The following is a 17,712-nucleotide window of genomic DNA, read 5'->3' as shown; positions in this document are numbered from 1 at the left end:
GTCTGCATCATAACGAACTCTGCGCTCTTAGTCTGTAACCGATGATAAGCTTGCGAATACTTCATCTGCGTATGCGCGGGCATCATACATAGCTTGAAAAACCACATCCATTTTTGAGGCTGGGCGGATCATCTTGAGTAGTTCAAGGGCTGTGTGCCACTGCTCTTCTTCCATTGCTTTAGCAAGTTGTAAGCTCGCCCCTTGCATGCCATTAAAGTTTAACAGTGCACTCGAAAGCTCACTACCCAATGAAAACTCTTTGGCAATGATATTAAGCTCCATATCTAAAATAGCGTCTAAAACAGAGAGTAAGCCGACTAAATAACCTTGTTCAGCTAGGTCTTTACCTCCGGGTTCAAGCATCAAAGCAATAAATTTAGCTCTTGTTAAACCAAGTTTGGTCAGCTCTTGCGGTTTGTCATTGCCTAATTCGCTTAGCGCTAATACCCGCACAAATTGTCTAATCGCATCTTCACCAAGGTAAATAACCGCTTGTGAAATCGAACGAATTGTTTGCCGGCTATTACTTATACGCGCATTAACTAATTTTAAAATGCGTGCAGTAAGGCCAATATCTTTAGCAACACGTTGTTGAATTGCATCAAAATTTAAATCTGTTTGCGCAGTACAGTTAAGTAATTCAAGCACAGCAATTTTTGATGGTTCAACATTACCAAAACTCAAAAGCTCCGGCTTGGCAAAAAAGTAGCCCTGAAACAGGTCGCAACCTGCTGCTTTTAGTTGTTGAAAGTCTTCATAATTTTCAATGCGTTCCACTATGATAGTGGTTTCTGGGAAGCTGCGTTTAAGCTTTTTGATCATCATGTTGGTTTTGATAATCGGCTGCGTAACTTCAAGCTTAATAAAATCCATCAAAGGCAAAATATCTTGCCATTTCTCTGTGCCATCATAATCATCAAGCGCGAACAAATAGCCTTCTTGTTTTAATTGTTTAACGCGGTTCACTACTTTTGGAATGCTAGTAGCCCGCTCCACTATTTCGATAACCGCACTGCGTGGCTGCAACAGCTTAGGAAAGTCATCCAAAATAGCGTCAGTCGATAGATTAATAAACGCAGGTTGAAAACCTGTTAGCTTCTCGAGTCCCATCAACATTAACGCGTTAAAAAACAGCCGCCCCGTTGCTTGGCCATCACTCGTTCCTACCGGAAAGACATTATCGCTCGATTCTCTATACAATAATTCGTAAGCATATAAACTTCTATCAGCATTAAATATTGGCTGCCGGGCTATATACTGAGTCATGCTCTGACTTTTATTACCTTCCATACTTAATTCTGACATTCAACTTCTCACTAAAATGTGGCTAACTCCACATTACTATTGTTATAAGTATAGTGAAAGATGTTTGCCTTGCTAAAAAACAAAAACCCAACCAAACTAGGTACATGAAAACGAATTCAATCAGACCATTGCGCTTCTCTAACTCGATTTTCTTACTGTTACTTTTTCTTACTCAAGCAGTTTTGGCTGAGCAGCAGCCTGTACTGAAATATAATGTAACCGGCTCTGGGAACTACTATCCTTATTATATTGATGACAAAAGCAATCCAGGGATCCTCCCCGAACTGATCAAGCAAGTTATGCAGCTTGCTGATGTTCAAGTAAAGCATGTCGAGCTTCCTGCAAAACGAACCGTCAAATACCTTCACCAAGGGAATATTGATTTTGATGTCATAAGCCCCGAGTGGCTGAGCCAGACAGAAAAACAAAACCGACAATTTAGTTACTCAGACACCCTGTTTGCAGTTGAGGAGTATCTCGTGAGTTTAAAAAGCTCGGTGGCTCAATGGCAGCAACTCAACAGTATTCGTAATCAACCCGTAGGGACTGTTTTAGGCTATTACTATTATGACGATAACCGCTTTAAACGGGTTGATTTTCACTCTGAACAACAGCTCATTCAGGCACTAAAAATACACCGAATTGAGGTCGTCATAATAGATAAACTGCCAGCATTATATTGGGCTGAGCAATTTGATGCAGATATCAGCTTTGGCGCATTACATTCGCTAGGTAATCTAAAAATTCGCCTGCGCAGTGAGCATCAATCATTGTTACCAAAAATAAATACAGCAATCAAAGAACTTAAAAATTCTGGCCGCTTAGATGCCATAATCAAAAAATACACAAAAAGCATACCCCTACAATAATTAGGGATATTCCGCTTCAGTCCCTCTTTTGCTATAATGCGTGCTGTTTTTCTTACCTTGTAAACTTAAAAGAGCCTCCTATGAGCATTGAACAAGCCCTAATCGAACGCAGTAATAACCAATGTGAACTTTGTGCCGCTACAGATAACCTATCTGTATACGAAGTGCCGCCTGTTACAGAGGCTCATTCTGATAAATGCATTTATGTCTGCCAAACTTGTAAAGATCAAATCGAAAACAATGCTGATTTAACTGCAAACCATTGGCACTGTTTGAATGACAGTATGTGGAGTCAAACTCCAGCGGTACAAGTTGTCGCTTACCGCATGCTGAAACGCTTAGCTACTGATAACGGCTGGGCACAAGATGCACTCGATATGATTTATCTTGAAGAAGACACATTAAAATGGGCGCAAACAGCGCTAGCTGAAGATGACGACATTAAACACATCGACAGTAATGGTGTTGTGCTGCAGGCGGGTGATACAGTGACACTTATTAAAGATCTTGATGTGAAAGGCAGCAGCCTTGTTGCTAAGCGTGGCACAGCAGTAAGAAACATTGGCTTAACGAGCAACCCAGAACACATTGAAGGCCGTGTTGATGGTCAACGTATTGTTATTCTTACCAAATACGTGAAAAAATAACGTTTATTCTTATGCGCTTTATGTTCTTAAAGCGATTCGTTATTACGAAAATGGGCTTAGTGCCCATTTTTTGTTAATTAAGCTATGATTAAGACAGCGAACTTTATGCTAGGCAATTAAATATGATGCATAACCCTAAACGCAAGGAAAATAATCATGGCTTCGGATACCTTTTCATCTTTCAAACGCGCTTCTCTATGCAGTTTAATGATTTTAGGGAGCAGCTTGGTTTTAACAGGCTGTGGTGAAGACTCTAGTGCACCACAAGCTGAGCAATCATCAATGAAAACCCTGAATACTCAAATCACCTATTTAGATCGTAGTATGCTACCTCCGGGTTCAGTATTAAAAGTACAGCTCGCTGATGTTTCTAAAATGGATGTCAAGGCTGAAGTAATTAGCGAACAAGAAATCCAATTAGATGGTGCACCACCATATGATGTAGCACTTGAATATGACGAAAGCAAAATTGCTGACCGTCACCGCTACAGTGTAAGTGCACGCATTGAGAATCAAGGTAAATTACTTTACATCAGCACCACTCACAATAATCCATTTGCCGAAGATGCCGCTGGCGATCTGTACAAGGTAACGGTGACTAAAGTATCAGCGAAAAAGCCAGACGTGACTTTGACCAATACCTATTGGAAAGCAGTTACCATCAGCGGTGAGGCTATCACCGTTGAAAATAAAGAACCTTTCGTACAGTTTAAAGACGATGGTTCAACCAATGGTCACTTAGGTTGTAATAACTTCTCAGGCAGTTACGAGGTTAATGAGCAGGCGCTCACATTCAAGCCATTAGCAAGCACCAAAAAAATGTGTGTATCACAAATGGATATTGAAGCGGCCATGTCGGCAGCACTTGCAGCCACGGCTAAGTACTCAATCAATGGTGAGCAGTTAACCTTGTTAGATGATAGTGATGAGCCACTTGCGACCTTCGTAGCGACTTATATGAATTAACAACAGTTAAATTAACAACGCCCAGCAATTGCTGGGCGTTTTTGTTTTGAAGAAATTACTCTTCAACTAATTGTTCACTGCGATAAAAACCACTGCTATCGCTTAGTATGGAAACAAGTTCTGGTAATACAGCATCCATCGTTTGCTTTAATTTCCATGGCGGGTTGATCACTATCATACCCGATGCAGTCATACCATGAACGTCGGTATCGGCCTCTGTTGCAAGCTCGAAAAGCTGAATGTTACGCATACCCGATGCGATTAAACCCGCCTCCATTCTGTCAATTCGTTCACGGTCTACAACCGGATACCAAATCATGTACGTCCCCGTAGCAAAGCGTTTATGCGCCTTAACAAGAGTATTAACGACCGTATCGTAATCGTTTTTTATTTCGTAAGGAGGGTCAATAAGCACGCAAGCTCGACGTGATGCTGGTGGTAATAAACCTATTAAGCCTTGAAAGCCGTTTTCACCACGTACGCGGATAGAGCGCTTACCTTTCATGTTGTCTTGCAGTAACTGTAAGTCACGTGGATGCAACTCAAAGAACCAACCGTTATCTTGGCGACGTAAAAAGTGCTCTGCAATTTTTGGCGAACCTGGGTAAAAATCTAAATTACCATTTGAATTAAATGATTTAATCAGCTCAATATACTCATTAAGTGCATCATGCTCACTGTTGTGCTGCCAAAGCTTAGCAATCCCATCTAAATACTCTTGTGTTTTTTGTGCATCACTGCCTGCAAGTTCAAAAAAGCCAGCACCTGAGTGGGTGTCCACATAATCAAGTGGTTTGTCTTTAATTGTTTGGTACTTAAGAACTTCAGCTAGAACAAGATGTTTTAGCACATCAGCAGGGTTACCTGCATGAAAGGAGTGTCGATAACTAAGCATATTTATAAATCGCCAAATGCAAAACTGCATTAAAAATGAATAGCCATATTGTACATGATAAACAGAAAATGATCCTAGCATCTGGCGCTTTGGTGAATCATAAATGAATAAAAAAGCCGCTACGCTGAATTACACCTTAATAATAAATAAAAATCCCCTAAAACGGCCGTAAATGCTGGCATATCTAGACACTTTCCTTTACATTTGCATGACAATAATCACAGTTTTATGAGCGCATTTATGAATAACGAAACTCTTTCCCAACTCGAACAACTGATCGACAAATTAATCCTTCGCAACAGCGAACTTGAAAGTGAAGTTAAAAGCTTACAAGAACAAACCGCTAAGCTTTTAGATGAGAACGAAACTCTGCAACTAGAAGTACTCGAAAACGAAGAGAAACAAAAAGATACAAGCAGCACATTGACAGGCCTGCTTGAGAAATTACAAAGCGTTCAACAGGCTAGCTAATGAGCAGCCCACAAAGTCAGCGGGTCACCGTAGAGCTACTAGGTAAAGAACATGAGTTTTCTTGCCCTCCTGGGCAAGAGCATGCCCTAGTTGCTGCTGCACAAAATTTGAATGACTTAGTGGAGCAAATGAAACAACGCTCATCGGTTCGCAATGACCAAAAAGCGTTGCTGATGGCAGCATTACATCTAAGTCATGAATTGCTTGAAGTAAAATCGCAACAAGCAGAACAAGAGCAACAACATGACAGCTTAATAGATAAGCTCAGCCAACACCTTAGTATTTAGAAAAAAGCGCATCTGGCGCTTTTTTTGTTTACAATCAACAGCACTGACACCTATTCGAGCGAAACACCATGCGATTTTGTGCTTTTTTAATCTGTCTTTTCGTAAGTTATAGCGCCAAAGCAAGCGTTAGCTGGCATAGCATCACTCCCGAAATCCAATTTCTACAACAACAAAATAAGCTGCGTTTTTACGATTCGAATCAAGTGCTGATAGAGGGTAAAGAATGTGCCTTAATGTTTGATGCCAGTGGTAACTTTGCCGAAGTAGAAAAGCTCGCAGAGCAGCTAAAAAAACGCTTAAAAACACCATTATGTTATTTAGTGGCGAGTCATTATCATGATGATCATCTACTAGGCTTGGCCGTTTTACAGGCTGAGTTCCCTGAAGCTAAGCTCATCGTACATCAGCAAGTAGCGACTGAGTTTGTTGCAATGCAGCAAGCATTGACTGATAAATTAGATGGTTATGAAAAAAGCATAGAACTGAGCTATCAACGCCTTGCCAATCAACCTAAAGATCAGCAAGCAGTTTGGCGCGACAAACTAGAACTTGCTAAAAAACGCTTATTTCGCTGGCGAGAGCTCACCCTGAACCCACCAGCTATTAACATTACTGAATCAACACAGCTAGACCTTGGTAACTACCCCATCGTTATTACACCCTACCAAGCGCATACTAAGGGTGATCTGACCCTTAGTGCCTATCAAGGTCGCGTGCTATTGGGTGGCGATATAGTCGACAGCTTACCCTACCCAGGACATGGCTCGTTTTCTAGCTGGATAAGTGCGCTGCAAGATATTCAAAAAAATACCACACTGACAACTATTTTACCGGGTCACGGTAAGCCACTGACACCTGCTGAACTTGCACTCCCTTTAAGGTTTTTAAAAACCATTCAAGAGATGACAAACTCCTCACCAGATAAGCCCGTTAGTGAATTAATTCCGCTTTTTCCTACTGAGATAAAACAGCAATACCAGCTAGATGAAGTGGGTGAAAGAGCGTTTTCTATGTTTTTAGAAGCTGGACTTAAACAAAGCAAATTGTCAAAATAGGGCTAAAATAGTAAAAGGATTTTATTATATGGCTCAAGTAAGTTTGAAATATTTACTTTTGCTGAGTTTGTTTATTGGCTTACAAGGATGCCAAGTAACTCAGCAAGAAACAGAACAGCAACGGGCAAGGCCGGAGATTTTTAGCCATTACGAGCCCGATTTAACAACCCAACAAGCACCTAGTGAGTTTGTCGATTCAACAGCTGTTGAACCTCGCCCTATTGCTGCGCCCATAGCAGTCAATAATATTCCACTAGCAAAGCCTCGCGCGAAAGATCTATGGCAGCATATCGCCAACAATTTAACGCTGGTATTTCAAACCAATAAACATACATCTGCACGAGTAAAATGGTATTTAAAACAACCCAATTACCTAATTAAAGTGAATAAACGTGCTGCACCCTATTTGTACCATATCGTCACACGCATCGAACAACAAAAGCTACCGATGGAATTGGCCTTATTACCCTTTGTTGAAAGTGATTTTAGACCAACAATACGATCATCAGAGCAAGCGGTAGGTGTTTGGCAGCTAGTCGGCGCGACAGCTTATCATTTTGGTGTGCAAAGCGACCAATGGTATGACGGCCGCCAAGACATACTTGCTTCAACCGATGCCGCATTAGCTTATTTAAGTTACTTACATAAACGCTTTGATGGTGATTGGCTGCATGCCCTTGCCGCCTATAACAGTGGTGAAGGACGCGTTAAAAAAGCGATCGAAAAAAATAAAAAGCTTGGCAAGAAAACTGATTATTGGTCGTTATCGTTACCAAAAGAAACCGCTGAATATATTCCTAAACTTTTGGCGCTTAGCTATTTACTAAAGCACCCAGAAAAAGGTTTAAAACGCCCGAAATTAGCGAATAAAGCACTCACCACAGAGTTTGATGTAGGCCAACAATTTGATTTTTCAGTGATCGCTAATTTATCTGGCATCGGCCATAATCAGCTCCATAAATTAAATCCAGGGTATTTAAAAAACCAAAGTTCCCCGAATGGCCCACATACTTTACTTCTGCCAATAGAGCGCCGTACGCTGTTACAAAGCAAACTGTTTCGCAACAATTTTGCTGGAGAATACACAGTACAAAAAGACGATACCCTCTACAGTATTTCAAGGCGTTTTAAAATGTCTGTAAAAGATCTAAAAACTCTCAACGATAAAACAACAAATTTGATTAAGGTAGGTGAACAATTGCGCTTATCACAACCACAAACCATGCCGGAATCATTATTGGTTGATTACAATATAAGTCCCTACCTTGAGCAACATGAAGAAGTCATTTCTACAATCGCTATCGACTATCAGGTTAAACCTGGAGACTCAATTTGGAGTATTAGTCAACTTTATGATGTACCGCATAAAGATATTGCAACGTGGAATAAGCTCAGCGCTACCAGCATTTTAAAACCCGGTACTATTTTAACATTACACTTACCACAAGCTAAGCCAACTGAGCCACAAGTGCCAGCAACTGAAACCATGTTGTCAGGGATTGAAAGCTCATTGAAAAAGCCTTGATTGCTCAGCACTTGTGGTTAGCGTAAAATCAGTGCCTATATTTAAATTCTAAAGAGAAATAACATGCAGATCAGTAAAGACGCAGCGGTTGAGTTTCACTACACACTTAGTGAAGCAGGCGAGCAAATCGAATCAAGTAAAGATGGCGAGCCACTTTCATATATCCATGGTACTGAAGGCATGCTTCCTGGTCTTGAGAAAGCCCTTGAAGGTAAAGCGGCTGGCGATAATTTTAGCGTAACACTTGAGCCTAGCGAATCTTACGGCGAACGCGTTGATAACCTAATTCAACGTATTCCACTTAAGCACTTACAAGGCAACACAAAAGTGTGGAAGCCAGGTATGACTGCTATCGTTCATTCAAATCAAGGTCGTCACCAAGTAACTATCGTTAAAGTAGGTCGTTTCAATGCAGATTGTGACTTAAACCATCCATTTGCAGGTAAAACGCTGACATTTGACGTTGAAGTAATTAATGTTCGCCAAGCGACAGCTGAAGAATTATCTCACGGCCACGTGCACGGTGAAGGCGGTTGTGGCCACAGCCACTAAGGGTAAATAATGACAAACGTTGCAATTGTCACCGGTGGCAGTAAAGGTATTGGCAAAGCGATAGTCGAGCGTTTAGAACGTGAAGCCTACACAGTTTATAACTTAGATATTACCCCATCAGAGGGCAATTATCGCCACTGTGATGTCAGTGATACTCAGCAAGTGAAGTCGGCTATCACCGATATTGTTGCAGAAGAGGGTCGTGTCGATGCTTTAATTTCTAATGCAGGTCGTCATTTAAGTGCCAACATTGAAAACACCGACGAAGCAACGTTTGATGCCCTATTTGCGCTCAATGTGAAAGGTGCCTATGCCGCAATTCAAGCTGTATTACCTAGCATGAAAAGTCAGCAAGGCGGCAGTATCGTATTGGTTGCCTCTGATCAGGCAATTATCGGCAAACCAAACTCGTTTGCTTATAACCTGACCAAGCATGCACTGGCTTCAATGGCAAAAACGACAGCACTGGATTATGCCGCGTTTAACATTCGTGCTAACGCTGTATGCCCAGGTACAATAGAAACACCACTGTTTCATAATGCGATTGATGCCTACTGTCAGCGCAGTGGTGCAGATAAAGCAGAGATTGTTGCTGAAGAAGCCGCGCTGCAGCCGTTAGGCCGTTTAGGGCAACCCGAAGAAATTGCTGCTTTGGTTAATTTTTTAATAAGCCCAGAAGGGAGCTTTATTACTGGCAGCTTACAAAGTATTGATGGTGGATACACCACGCAATGAGCGACAAAATTATTGACCCTCATGTGCACTTTTTTAACCTCACTGAGGGTCAATACACTTGGCTACAAGGTAGTAATCCCCCCGCTTGGCCAAATCTAGATAAAATTAAAAAGCAAATTGTCGATTCTGAACTTAAAGCTGCTTGTCCATTTCAACTAGAAGCCTTGGTGCATATTGAAGCTGGCTTTGATAATCAAGCACCAATTAATGAGCTCAATTGGCTTGCAACGCATTTAGACGACATTCCGTATCGCGCAATCAGCTACAGCCCGATTGACGCATCTCCCAAGCAATTTGAAGCGTCACTCAATAAGTTAGAACATCCATCTTTAGTTGGTATTCGCGATATAACAGAAGGTGATGAAGCTAGGCGCTTATTAACTCCCCACTGCCTAGATAATCTAGCTTTTATCGCAGCCGAAAACTTACACTTTGAAGCACAGTTTGAAATTGAAAACATACAGGTAACTGAGCAGCTTATTAAGTATTGCACAGCACTACCATCACTACGTGTGGTGATTAATCATTTAGGCTTTATTAGTGATGAGCAAAGATGGCTTGAAGCAATCATTAAACTCAGCCGCTGCGATAATATCGCGATAAAGTTCTCAGGGTTGGAGTTCACACAAATTGCCACAAACAAACACCTATGGCTGGTTAATAATTTAGTTAAGTACTTTGGTGAGCATCGCGTTATGTTTGCCAGTAACTTTCCTGTATGCCAAATAAATACCAGTTACGAAAACTGCTGGCAACACTATCACTCACTGTGCTCGCTGCCAAGTTTATGGCATCAACTTAGCTATAAAAACGCCTACGAAATCTATCTAATTGCTTAAAAACTAGCTATATTCAAATAAGTTAATTTATCTGGAACTCTGTTTTATGTTTAATGCTTTAAAAAAACCTATGGCAAGTAGTGCCTTTATTTGCTCACTGATTTTAGTTGGTTGCGGTGGTTCCGGCAGTTCAGATTCAGACGTAATTGCTAGTGAAGACATCACTTGGACTCAAGGTGTATTTGAGCCATCAAGCAAATTTGATCAACAATGCCAAGCACTCAATGAGAAGCATTGGTTACGAGCTTGGAGTCATGAAACTTATCTGTGGTATGACGAAATAGTTGATCGAGACCCTGCGCTAACTGAAGGGGTATTAAATTATTTCGCTTTATTAAAAACTGAAAACACTACAGATTCAGGTGCTAAAAAAGATAATTTCCACAGTAGTTTACCCACAGCTGAATGGCAAGCTCAAAGCCAATCAGGGCAATCTTTTGGTTATGGTTTCAAACTTAGATTGATAAGTGCGGGCGCCCCCCGCCAAGGCATTATTTCCTATACTGAGCCAAACTCTCCTGCATCAAACTTGAATCTTGGCCGAGGATTAGAAGTAATCGAAGTGGATGGTGTCGACTTTGTAAATGCAACGACCCAAGCAGAGGTTGATATATTGAATGCAGGCCTATTTCCATCTGAGTCCGGCAAAGTTACTTCATTTGTATTTCGAGATATAAATACCAGTGAAATTCGTGAAGTGAGCATGACTGCACAAACTATTACTGGCCAAGCAGTTAGTAACGTTAAAACATTTGCGGATGGTGAAGTGGGTTATTTCCAGTTTAATCGCCATAATGCAGTTGCAGAAAAACCTCTGTACGACGCATTTAACAGCTTAGCAGCAAGTAATGTTAAAGATTTAATTATTGATATGCGTTACAACCCAGGCGGATTCCTTCAAATGGCAAGTCAGGTTGCTTATATGGTGGCAGGCGAGAGTAATACCAGTGGCAAAATATTTGAACAGACTATTTTTAATGATCAACACCCAACTTTTAACCCTATTACTGGGGAGCGCTTAGAGCCTGTTCAGTTTACTAATGAGTTTTTAGGTTTTGCAGACAATCCTGCGATTACGCCTGGTACTTCGTTACCATCTCTAAATTTAGAGCGAGTCTTCGTGCTTACAACAGACAGCACCTGCTCAGCAAGTGAAGCTGTGATCAATGGCCTTAGGGGCGCTAATATAGAAGTAATTCAAATAGGCGAAACAACTTGCGGTAAACCCTATGGTTTTTATCCAACTGATAATTGCGATACCACATACTTCAGTATTCAATTTACTGGCGTCAATAATAAAGGGTTTGGTGAGTATGCTGATGGTTTTTCACCACAAAACAGCAACGATAGTGAATTTCAACCTGTAAAAATCCCAGGCTGTGCAATTGCTGATGATTTCACTCACCAACTAGGCGATGAAAATGAAGCAATGCTCAGTGCTGCACTTAGCTATCGAGAGAATGGACGCTGTCCAGTAGCTACTTCAACAGTCAGTGAGCAAGGCTTTGCACCTGCTACTTATAACGATACGCCGCAAGTACGTGATATACGAACTTCAACCTTGCTTCAACAAAGTAAAATATTGAAGCAATAGGAGCGAATCATGAGAGTTCAATTAGCTAGCTTATTAATGCTTTTGACCTTACTAGGCTGTAGTGCTCAAAGCCAAGAGCCTACACCTAAATTGCAACATGCACGGCTTACTGAGCCGCAAAGTGAACTAATAGCGCAAGGCATCGCAAGGTTGATGCACAGCAAGCCAATTGCTGTTGCTGATGATGCTTTTATGAATACCAGTGTGCTTGTCACTGACAGTATGAATGTAATGGATGGGCAAGGTAACCTTATAATGGGCAAGCAACTGTCAATGCCAGAACGCTTTGAGCTACTTATTAAAAACCAAATATGCTTTGTGCGCCATTTAGATAGTAAAGCGACCGAGCCTCTTCCTTTGGTGAAATGCAAACCAGTTGATTAATTCAAAGCTAAAAAGTAGATATAAAAAAAGCCCTTGCGGGCTTTTTTTATAATATGTTGGTGAATATTACTTAATCTCAACACGTTGAGATCGCATAACGACTTCATCATTTAATTCAATACCGATACCTGGCTCTTCTGATACTTGGAAGAAACCATTTTTAGGTTGTGGATCTTGAATGCACAATTCACGGTTCCATTTCTTAATCGCGTAGGTGTGATGCTCGTGAATTAAGAAGTTAGGAATCGCAGTTTCTAAGTGTAACGAAGCTGCAGTTGCTACTGGGCCGCCACACACGTGAGCTTGAATACGCACATCAAAGATATCAGCATAATCACACACTTTCTTAGTTTCAGTGAAACCACCACACAGGCCTAAGTCTGGCTGTAGCACATCAATACTTTGATCTTCTAAGTATGGACGCACCCCCCAGCGGTTATACAAACGTTCACCACCTGCAATTGGCACCGCTACTTTGTCAGCAACTTTTGCGTGTAATGAATGATTTAAGTAATTCACAGGCTCTTCGTAATACATACAATCGAACTCTTCAGCAATTTCACCAATTTGAATTGCTGATGTTGCGCCTGGTAAACTGTGACACTCAAAAATAATGTCAACTTCGTCACCGACTGCTTCACGAATAGCCTGCATACGCGCACGATATAATTTCATTTCTGCACGAGAAATAATGTTAGTGCGATCGTAATAAGTATTGCCGTTTTTATCGTACTGGATTGGGTCAACTTTTACCGCATCATACCCTTCAGCCATCGCCTTAAGCGCTGCTTCTGCGTATTCTTCTGGGTGAACAAGCGCTTTAAATTCGCTGTCCCAGTCAAACTGTAATTGTGATGCATAAGTACGTAGCTTATCGTTAACTTTACCACCTAATAGTTGGTAAACAGGCAAGCCTAATGCTTTACCTTTAATATCCCAAAGTGCAGTATCAATGGCGCTCATTGCTGCATACACAACAGGACCACCACCTAAACCCCAAAAGCTTTCGCGCAGCATTCGTGACCACAGTTTTTCTGTTTGAAATGGGTCATGACCAATTAAAAAGGCATCAGCCATTTCTTTGATCATTGCCGCAGCTGCACTATGACCTAAATCATAAGCCAGACCCGCTTCACCCACACCGCTAATACCTTCATCGGTGTGAATACGCACAAAAACAGGTGTCCAAGCAGGTCTGTCTGGACAATGAATATCGAACACTTCGACGCGATTAACTTTCATGGTTACTCCTTACTGAGCAAAACTAGGATCAAGACGATAAGCTTTACGCAACATTGCCGGCCAAGCCAACTGGCCACCTGTGCTGCCGCTATGCACGACATTCGCTTGATTATAAATATTATCGATAATTGGTTGTGGTACCGGGATTGCCGTTTGACCACTGGCTTGAATAGCCAATTGAATTTCACAGGCGCGCTGCAAATCATAAAAGCGCATAAAGGCATCCCCCACCGTTGGGCCAACAGTTAAGCCACCATGATTAACCAATAACATGTGATTAGTGGTGCCTAAATCATCTTGCAAACGCTTTTTCTCATCACTGTTTACCGCTAACCCTTCGTAGCCATGATAAGACAATGATGGCAATGAGAACATTGAGTATTGGCTAAGTGGCAATAGGCCTTTTTCTTGCGTTGCAACGGCAATGGTTTCTTTTGTGTGTAAATGAATAACACAATGCGCGTCATCACGAACTTCATGAATAGCGCTGTGAATAGTGAAACCAGCAGGATTAATTTTAAATGGCGTGTCATCAAGAATATTGCCAGCTAAATCCACCTTCACAAGGTTTGATGCCGTCACTTCATCAAAACTAAGACCAAATGCATTAACTAAATAGTGATCTGTGCCCGGTAAACGTGCCGATAGGTGGGTATAAATTAAATCCCCCCATCTAAAGTGCTCAACTAAACGGTAACATGCTGCTAAATCAACACGAAGCTGCCATTCTTGTTCAGATACTTTATTTTTTAAATCGAGTTTTGGTAAGTCAAACATGGAAAACCTTGTATATGTGACACTGCACAAATAGATGTATAGAAGTCTAAATTACTATTAATAGATGATCAATAGGTGATACAAAAAGGCCACATCAATTGATGTGGCCTTTTCACGCTAAAATGGTGTTTATTTTACTTGTGATAAGTAATCAGCAATTGCAGCCATTTCTTCTTCAGATACGTTTGCAACCATTGCTTTCATCGCAGCAGCCATACCGTTGCTACGCGCACCTGACTTGATGTCTTTCATTTGTGCTAGTAAGTACTCTTTATTTTGACCATTTAATTTAGGGTACTGAGGCATGATAGGCGCTTTACCTTCTGCACCGTGGCAAGTTTGGCAAAGCTTAGCTGTGTATAGTGTTGCACCATCCGCAGCCATAGTGTTGAAAGATAGGCTTGCAGCCATTGCAATGCCAGCCCCACATAAAATTTTCGTGATCTTGCTCATATCTATTTTCTCTTTTTTGACGGGTTATTAAACATTTTCTTTAGTGTAGACCATGATTTAACAATATTGCACCCGAAAATTGTAACGGCAATAGAAACAATCACTACCAAATTAAATCATCAGGTACTTCAAAATCAGCATACGGATCATCTTCATCCTTTTGCTTATCTTCAGGCTCAACATGGAACACTATGTAGTCTTCGCTGACTTCAGCGACTTTTCGTGCTGGTTCGTCTTCCAGTACAAAAAATTGGCCTTCTAAAACACAAATTGCTAATCGGCCACCAGCTAGGGCCTTTTGTGTTTTTTCATTTACTTCGAGCTCTTTCACTTTATTTTGATAAGTGAAGTTAAATGTGCGATCACCACGGATTTCATCTTGGTTGTGATGCTCTAAAATCTGTTTAACGCGCGCTACTTGCTCACGTTGCTTTTGCTCTTCTAAACGCGCTTTATTAAGCTCGTCGGCTTTTTTCTGCTGCTCAAGCTTAGTTTGTTCAATATGTTTTTGCAGATCGCTAGGATTACTCGTGGCGCCTTTCTTTTTCTTCTTTTGCTGTTTGCGCTTTTCTGTTTTGGCTACTTTAGCTTTATGTGCCGTAGTAAGACCAGCCTTAAGTAATTGATCTTGTAATGAACCCATGACGAAATTCCAATTTATTAATGCGTATTAGGGTTATTTTAATCAGCTCTGCCAACAAATAACAGTACTGAGCCCACTTGATTCACAGCAATCGAGTATATTGATGTGAGATTAACACGCGATGAAATCATGACATATTGATTTAACGCAAGATTTATCATTTTAGTCGCCTTTGAACTTGTAAAAAAACCTGTACCCGATAAGCTAGGGCTTTTCCTCTTGGGAGCTAAAAATGCAGCTGCGACATTTGTTACTTTGCTCTGTGTTTATTTTCTTTGTTTTATACGCCCCACAACCCTTACTTGGATTATTTGCCAGTCATTTTTCTGTATCGCCAGCCACTGCTGGTAGCTTAATGACCGCAACTATGTTGCCACTAGCCATTGCTCCTTTAGTGTATGGCTTGTTTTTAGCTAAGCGAAACCCACTCACAATTTTAAAGATTGCCATGTTTGTGTTAGCAATCAGCTGTATCGCTTTTACTTTAGCACCAAGCTTTGAGCTGCTATTGTTGGTTCGTTTTATACAAGGGATCACTCTCCCTGCGGCGCTCACCGCTATGACCAGTTATATTGGTGTGACTTTTCAGGCCGACCAATTACAACGTAATATGACACTTTACATTGGCAGTACCATTGTTGGTGGCTACTTCGGACGTATGCTCGCCGCCTTGTTTACTGACTTTTTAAGCTGGCAAAGTTTTTATTATGTGATTGCGCTTGGGTTAGTACTATTTGCACTCGCCATTCCTAAATCAAACAAAGGTGCGAGTATTCATGCTGCAAAGTCGCCGCTGTTGTATCTAAAGCAATTAAAAGATCCGTTGGTATTAAAGCTCTACGGAGCAGTGTTTTGTATGTTCTTTTGTTTTGCGGCACTGTTAAATTATTTACCTTTCATTCTGCAAGACAGTTTTGCTATCACTAACACTCGAGACATCGGACTGGTTTACAGCGGCTACTTGCTGGGCGCGCTGGCTTCCATAGCCACACCTTGGCTGTTACGAAAGTCATCAACACCTTGGCGTTTACTAACCTGGGTTTTTGTATTCTATAGCCTGACGATGGTGCTATTGATGAGCCAACAGTTATTACTTTTTGTTATTGCTTTTACTGGCTTTTGCGGTGCAATGTTTGTGATCCACTCAAGTGCTGCTCCTTTAGTAAATAAAATCAGCAGCGCACCTGCAAGTGTCACCAATGGCGGTTATGTCTCGTTTTATTATAGCGGTGGGGCATTAGGTTCATTATTGCCAGGGCTGGTATATCAGCAACACGGCCAAGTTGCCTTTATGACCGTGCTACTTTTAGTCTGCTTAGTAGGTTTAAGCTTAGTTTATTTGGCAGGTAGAAATACAATACGTGGTTGATGCCCGGTACTTTCAAAAAACAGCTCTAAGTCCTCTTTTTTCATCAGCCAAGTGGCGGTATTTTCAAAAGGGTGACAATGAAAAAGCTCGTTAAACCAAATTTCTTGGTCTAGCCAAAGAGTGACATTATTTTGCTTATCGTTTAACAGTGCCAACATAGAAACACAGCCAGGTGGCACTTTAAGATAACGCGCTAACCGCTCATCAGATGCAAACCCTAAGCGAGATAACCCCTGCTGCTGAGCAATGGCTTTTAAGTCGAGCTGCTTATCGTGAGCAGTGATCACTAAAAAGTGGCGCTTACCTTCATTATCTCGTAAAAACAGGTTTTTTAATCGAGTGCCCGGTCTATCGAGCATAAACTTATCGGCATCTAAGCTGCCGTGTAATGGTGGATGCTCAATCACATCATAATTAATATCTAATTGAGCTAGCGTAGCAGCTAACTTGCTTTTATCTGCATACATTTACAAACAACGTCCTCGTAATTGCACACTTAAATCACGCCATAATACTTCGTCAATAACGTGTTTATCGTCGCAATATTGTCGCTCTTTAAGCTCTTCATTTAATAATTCAACCGCTTGGTCTTCGAGCATAAGTTTTAAGTTGCTCGACTCTTCAAATACTTCTTGCTCGGCAAAATCTTTAAACTGCCTGCGTGTCATTGGCTTATCAAGATTAATCGGGCGTCTGCCCTGTGCTTTAACTGACACCACATAGGCAAAGATTTTATTGCCTTGCTCATCATTTTTTTCGTAAAACTGCTTATTATTGATTTCAAAAGGAGGCGCTTCTTGTTGGCTTGCGCAACCGGCAAGTAAAACAACCAAAAGCCATGCTATTTTTTTCATTATTGGATAAGCCTTGAACAGTGAATGCGCTTTAGTCTACCAAAAATAAAACAACAGAGTAAAAAATCGAACATTTTAAAAAAAATACTTGACCACAAATGCAAAAATATTTAAAGTTCACCCCGCTTGAGACGCAAGACTTAAGCATCCTGTATTTAGGAATGTGGGGCTATAGCTCAGCTGGGAGAGCGCCTGCCTTGCACGCAGGAGGTCAGCAGTTCGATCCTGCTTAGCTCCACCACTTTCCTAC

At 41.2% G+C, this 17,712-nt stretch carries 22 protein-coding genes and 1 tRNA gene; 14 read left to right on the top strand and 9 right to left on the bottom strand.

Going from position 1 to position 17,712, the window contains the following annotated elements:
• Window positions 1–27: 27 nt before the first annotated feature.
• A complete protein-coding gene (locus tag JIG37_RS15675) occupies window positions 28–1,305 on the bottom strand; it encodes an HDOD domain-containing protein (protein WP_228290600.1) in 1,278 nt (425 codons plus the stop codon).
• A gap of 104 nt (window positions 1,306–1,409) precedes the next feature.
• On the opposite strand from JIG37_RS15675, the gene JIG37_RS15670 reads away from it, so the two are divergent.
• The 3 genes from JIG37_RS15670 (at window position 1,410) to JIG37_RS15660 (ending at window position 3,787) form a co-directional block, all read left to right on the top strand.
• Window positions 1,410–2,174 carry a transporter substrate-binding domain-containing protein gene (locus tag JIG37_RS15670; protein WP_199529788.1) on the top strand — a complete coding sequence of 255 codons (765 nt, stop codon included), beginning with the start codon at window positions 1,410–1,412 and terminating at the stop codon, window positions 2,172–2,174.
• An 80-nt stretch (window positions 2,175–2,254) separates the two neighbouring features.
• Window positions 2,255–2,821 carry an alkylphosphonate utilization protein gene (locus JIG37_RS15665; protein ID WP_054552461.1) on the top strand — a complete coding sequence of 189 codons (567 nt, stop codon included), beginning with the start codon at window positions 2,255–2,257 and terminating at the stop codon, window positions 2,819–2,821.
• 156 nt (window positions 2,822–2,977) lie between these two features.
• Window positions 2,978–3,787: an META domain-containing protein gene (locus tag JIG37_RS15660; RefSeq protein WP_199529787.1), complete on the top strand. Its 810-nt coding sequence runs from the start codon at window positions 2,978–2,980 to the stop codon at window positions 3,785–3,787.
• A gap of 55 nt (window positions 3,788–3,842) precedes the next feature.
• Here JIG37_RS15660 and rlmJ read toward each other — a convergent pair whose 3' ends face one another.
• A complete protein-coding gene (gene rlmJ / locus JIG37_RS15655; RefSeq protein ID WP_054552459.1) occupies window positions 3,843–4,682 on the bottom strand; it encodes a 23S rRNA (adenine(2030)-N(6))-methyltransferase RlmJ in 840 nt (279 codons plus the stop codon).
• 240 nt (window positions 4,683–4,922) lie between these two features.
• Between rlmJ and JIG37_RS15650 the strand changes: the two genes are divergently transcribed.
• The 9 genes from JIG37_RS15650 to JIG37_RS15610 all read left to right on the top strand — a co-directional run bounded on the left by JIG37_RS15650 (window position 4,923) and on the right by JIG37_RS15610 (window position 12,124).
• Window positions 4,923–5,153, top strand: coding sequence for a hypothetical protein (locus JIG37_RS15650; RefSeq protein ID WP_054552458.1), 231 nt, complete (start codon window positions 4,923–4,925; stop codon window positions 5,151–5,153).
• Window positions 5,153–5,440: a cell division protein ZapA gene (locus JIG37_RS15645; RefSeq protein ID WP_054552457.1), complete on the top strand. Its 288-nt coding sequence runs from the start codon at window positions 5,153–5,155 to the stop codon at window positions 5,438–5,440. The genes JIG37_RS15650 and JIG37_RS15645 overlap by 1 nt, the downstream gene beginning before the upstream one ends.
• Before the next feature lie 68 nt (window positions 5,441–5,508).
• Window positions 5,509–6,495, top strand: coding sequence for an MBL fold metallo-hydrolase (locus tag JIG37_RS15640; protein WP_199529786.1), 987 nt, complete (start codon window positions 5,509–5,511; stop codon window positions 6,493–6,495).
• A gap of 28 nt (window positions 6,496–6,523) precedes the next feature.
• Window positions 6,524–8,020, top strand: coding sequence for a LysM peptidoglycan-binding domain-containing protein (locus JIG37_RS15635; RefSeq protein ID WP_199529785.1), 1,497 nt, complete (start codon window positions 6,524–6,526; stop codon window positions 8,018–8,020).
• A 63-nt stretch (window positions 8,021–8,083) separates the two neighbouring features.
• Entirely contained in the window at window positions 8,084–8,572 is a 489-nt protein-coding gene (locus JIG37_RS15630; RefSeq protein WP_054552455.1) for a peptidylprolyl isomerase, read from the top strand.
• A 9-nt stretch (window positions 8,573–8,581) separates the two neighbouring features.
• Entirely contained in the window at window positions 8,582–9,307 is a 726-nt protein-coding gene (locus JIG37_RS15625; RefSeq protein WP_199529784.1) for an SDR family oxidoreductase, read from the top strand.
• Window positions 9,304–10,146 carry an amidohydrolase family protein gene (locus JIG37_RS15620; RefSeq protein ID WP_199529783.1) on the top strand — a complete coding sequence of 281 codons (843 nt, stop codon included), beginning with the start codon at window positions 9,304–9,306 and terminating at the stop codon, window positions 10,144–10,146. The genes JIG37_RS15625 and JIG37_RS15620 overlap by 4 nt, the downstream gene beginning before the upstream one ends.
• A 46-nt stretch (window positions 10,147–10,192) precedes the next feature.
• Window positions 10,193–11,740, top strand: a complete 1,548-nt coding sequence (locus JIG37_RS15615; protein ID WP_199529782.1) for a S41 family peptidase — start codon at window positions 10,193–10,195, stop codon at window positions 11,738–11,740.
• 9 nt (window positions 11,741–11,749) lie between these two features.
• On the top strand, window positions 11,750–12,124 hold the full coding sequence (locus JIG37_RS15610; protein WP_054552451.1) for a hypothetical protein: 375 nt from the start codon (window positions 11,750–11,752) through the stop codon (window positions 12,122–12,124).
• A 66-nt stretch (window positions 12,125–12,190) separates the two neighbouring features.
• Here the strand turns inward: JIG37_RS15610 and JIG37_RS15605 are convergent, their stop codons facing one another.
• The 5 genes from JIG37_RS15605 to JIG37_RS22865 form a co-directional block, all read right to left on the bottom strand.
• A complete protein-coding gene (locus JIG37_RS15605) occupies window positions 12,191–13,366 on the bottom strand; it encodes a mandelate racemase/muconate lactonizing enzyme family protein (protein WP_054552450.1) in 1,176 nt (391 codons plus the stop codon).
• A 9-nt stretch (window positions 13,367–13,375) separates the two neighbouring features.
• Complete coding sequence (locus JIG37_RS15600; protein ID WP_054552449.1) at window positions 13,376–14,143, bottom strand: class II aldolase/adducin family protein; 768 nt, start codon at window positions 14,141–14,143, stop codon at window positions 13,376–13,378.
• A 129-nt stretch (window positions 14,144–14,272) separates the two neighbouring features.
• Entirely contained in the window at window positions 14,273–14,596 is a 324-nt protein-coding gene (locus JIG37_RS15595) for a c-type cytochrome (protein ID WP_054552448.1), read from the bottom strand.
• Window positions 14,597–14,699: 103 nt separating this feature from the next.
• Window positions 14,700–15,239 (bottom strand): DUF2058 domain-containing protein, encoded by a 540-nt coding sequence (locus JIG37_RS15590; protein ID WP_063701878.1) that lies wholly within the window; start codon window positions 15,237–15,239, stop codon window positions 14,700–14,702.
• A gap of 38 nt (window positions 15,240–15,277) precedes the next feature.
• The gene (locus tag JIG37_RS22865) at window positions 15,278–15,400 is read right to left on the bottom strand and encodes a hypothetical protein (RefSeq protein WP_267237900.1); all 123 of its coding nucleotides are present in this window, start codon (window positions 15,398–15,400) and stop codon (window positions 15,278–15,280) included.
• Between the two features lie 71 nt (window positions 15,401–15,471).
• Between JIG37_RS22865 and JIG37_RS15585 the strand changes: the two genes are divergently transcribed.
• Complete coding sequence (locus tag JIG37_RS15585) at window positions 15,472–16,608, top strand: MFS transporter (protein ID WP_054563500.1); 1,137 nt, start codon at window positions 15,472–15,474, stop codon at window positions 16,606–16,608.
• Here the strand turns inward: JIG37_RS15585 and JIG37_RS15580 are convergent.
• Window positions 16,575–17,075, bottom strand: coding sequence for a prolyl-tRNA synthetase associated domain-containing protein (locus tag JIG37_RS15580; RefSeq protein ID WP_058583962.1), 501 nt, complete (start codon window positions 17,073–17,075; stop codon window positions 16,575–16,577). The genes JIG37_RS15585 and JIG37_RS15580 overlap by 34 nt on opposite strands.
• Entirely contained in the window at window positions 17,076–17,462 is a 387-nt protein-coding gene (locus JIG37_RS15575; protein ID WP_054563498.1) for a hypothetical protein, read from the bottom strand.
• 165 nt (window positions 17,463–17,627) lie between these two features.
• Here JIG37_RS15575 and JIG37_RS15570 point away from each other — a divergent pair.
• A tRNA-Ala gene (locus tag JIG37_RS15570) sits at window positions 17,628–17,703 on the top strand.
• Window positions 17,704–17,712: the final 9 nt, after the last annotated feature.

This window comes from Pseudoalteromonas sp. bablab_jr010, from assembly GCF_016464105.1.
Taxonomy (GTDB): Bacteria; Pseudomonadota; Gammaproteobacteria; order Enterobacterales; family Alteromonadaceae; genus Pseudoalteromonas; species Pseudoalteromonas simplex.
The sequence above is the reverse complement of the archived record's forward strand: the minus strand, read 5'-3'. Positions and strand labels throughout refer to the sequence as shown.

Excerpts from the sequence above, each read along its gene's own strand:
- JIG37_RS15675 (WP_228290600.1), bottom strand. The coding sequence starts at position 1,305 with ATGTCAGAATTAAGTATGGAAGGTAATAAAAGTCAGAGCATGACTCAG.
- JIG37_RS15670 (WP_199529788.1), top strand. The coding sequence starts at position 1,410 with ATGAAAACGAATTCAATCAGACCATTGCGCTTCTCTAACTCGATTTTC.
- JIG37_RS15665 (WP_054552461.1), top strand. The coding sequence starts at position 2,255 with ATGAGCATTGAACAAGCCCTAATCGAACGCAGTAATAACCAATGTGAA.
- JIG37_RS15660 (WP_199529787.1), top strand. The coding sequence starts at position 2,978 with ATGGCTTCGGATACCTTTTCATCTTTCAAACGCGCTTCTCTATGCAGT.
- rlmJ (WP_054552459.1), bottom strand. The coding sequence starts at position 4,682 with ATGCTTAGTTATCGACACTCCTTTCATGCAGGTAACCCTGCTGATGTG.
- JIG37_RS15650 (WP_054552458.1), top strand. The coding sequence starts at position 4,923 with ATGAATAACGAAACTCTTTCCCAACTCGAACAACTGATCGACAAATTA.
- JIG37_RS15645 (WP_054552457.1), top strand. The coding sequence starts at position 5,153 with ATGAGCAGCCCACAAAGTCAGCGGGTCACCGTAGAGCTACTAGGTAAA.
- JIG37_RS15640 (WP_199529786.1), top strand. The coding sequence starts at position 5,509 with ATGCGATTTTGTGCTTTTTTAATCTGTCTTTTCGTAAGTTATAGCGCC.
- JIG37_RS15635 (WP_199529785.1), top strand. The coding sequence starts at position 6,524 with ATGGCTCAAGTAAGTTTGAAATATTTACTTTTGCTGAGTTTGTTTATT.
- JIG37_RS15630 (WP_054552455.1), top strand. The coding sequence starts at position 8,084 with ATGCAGATCAGTAAAGACGCAGCGGTTGAGTTTCACTACACACTTAGT.
- JIG37_RS15625 (WP_199529784.1), top strand. The coding sequence starts at position 8,582 with ATGACAAACGTTGCAATTGTCACCGGTGGCAGTAAAGGTATTGGCAAA.
- JIG37_RS15620 (WP_199529783.1), top strand. The coding sequence starts at position 9,304 with ATGAGCGACAAAATTATTGACCCTCATGTGCACTTTTTTAACCTCACT.
- JIG37_RS15615 (WP_199529782.1), top strand. The coding sequence starts at position 10,193 with ATGTTTAATGCTTTAAAAAAACCTATGGCAAGTAGTGCCTTTATTTGC.
- JIG37_RS15610 (WP_054552451.1), top strand. The coding sequence starts at position 11,750 with ATGAGAGTTCAATTAGCTAGCTTATTAATGCTTTTGACCTTACTAGGC.
- JIG37_RS15605 (WP_054552450.1), bottom strand. The coding sequence starts at position 13,366 with ATGAAAGTTAATCGCGTCGAAGTGTTCGATATTCATTGTCCAGACAGA.
- JIG37_RS15600 (WP_054552449.1), bottom strand. The coding sequence starts at position 14,143 with ATGTTTGACTTACCAAAACTCGATTTAAAAAATAAAGTATCTGAACAA.
- JIG37_RS15595 (WP_054552448.1), bottom strand. The coding sequence starts at position 14,596 with ATGAGCAAGATCACGAAAATTTTATGTGGGGCTGGCATTGCAATGGCT.
- JIG37_RS15590 (WP_063701878.1), bottom strand. The coding sequence starts at position 15,239 with ATGGGTTCATTACAAGATCAATTACTTAAGGCTGGTCTTACTACGGCA.
- JIG37_RS22865 (WP_267237900.1), bottom strand. The coding sequence starts at position 15,400 with ATGATAAATCTTGCGTTAAATCAATATGTCATGATTTCATCGCGTGTT.
- JIG37_RS15585 (WP_054563500.1), top strand. The coding sequence starts at position 15,472 with ATGCAGCTGCGACATTTGTTACTTTGCTCTGTGTTTATTTTCTTTGTT.
- JIG37_RS15580 (WP_058583962.1), bottom strand. The coding sequence starts at position 17,075 with ATGTATGCAGATAAAAGCAAGTTAGCTGCTACGCTAGCTCAATTAGAT.
- JIG37_RS15575 (WP_054563498.1), bottom strand. The coding sequence starts at position 17,462 with ATGAAAAAAATAGCATGGCTTTTGGTTGTTTTACTTGCCGGTTGCGCA.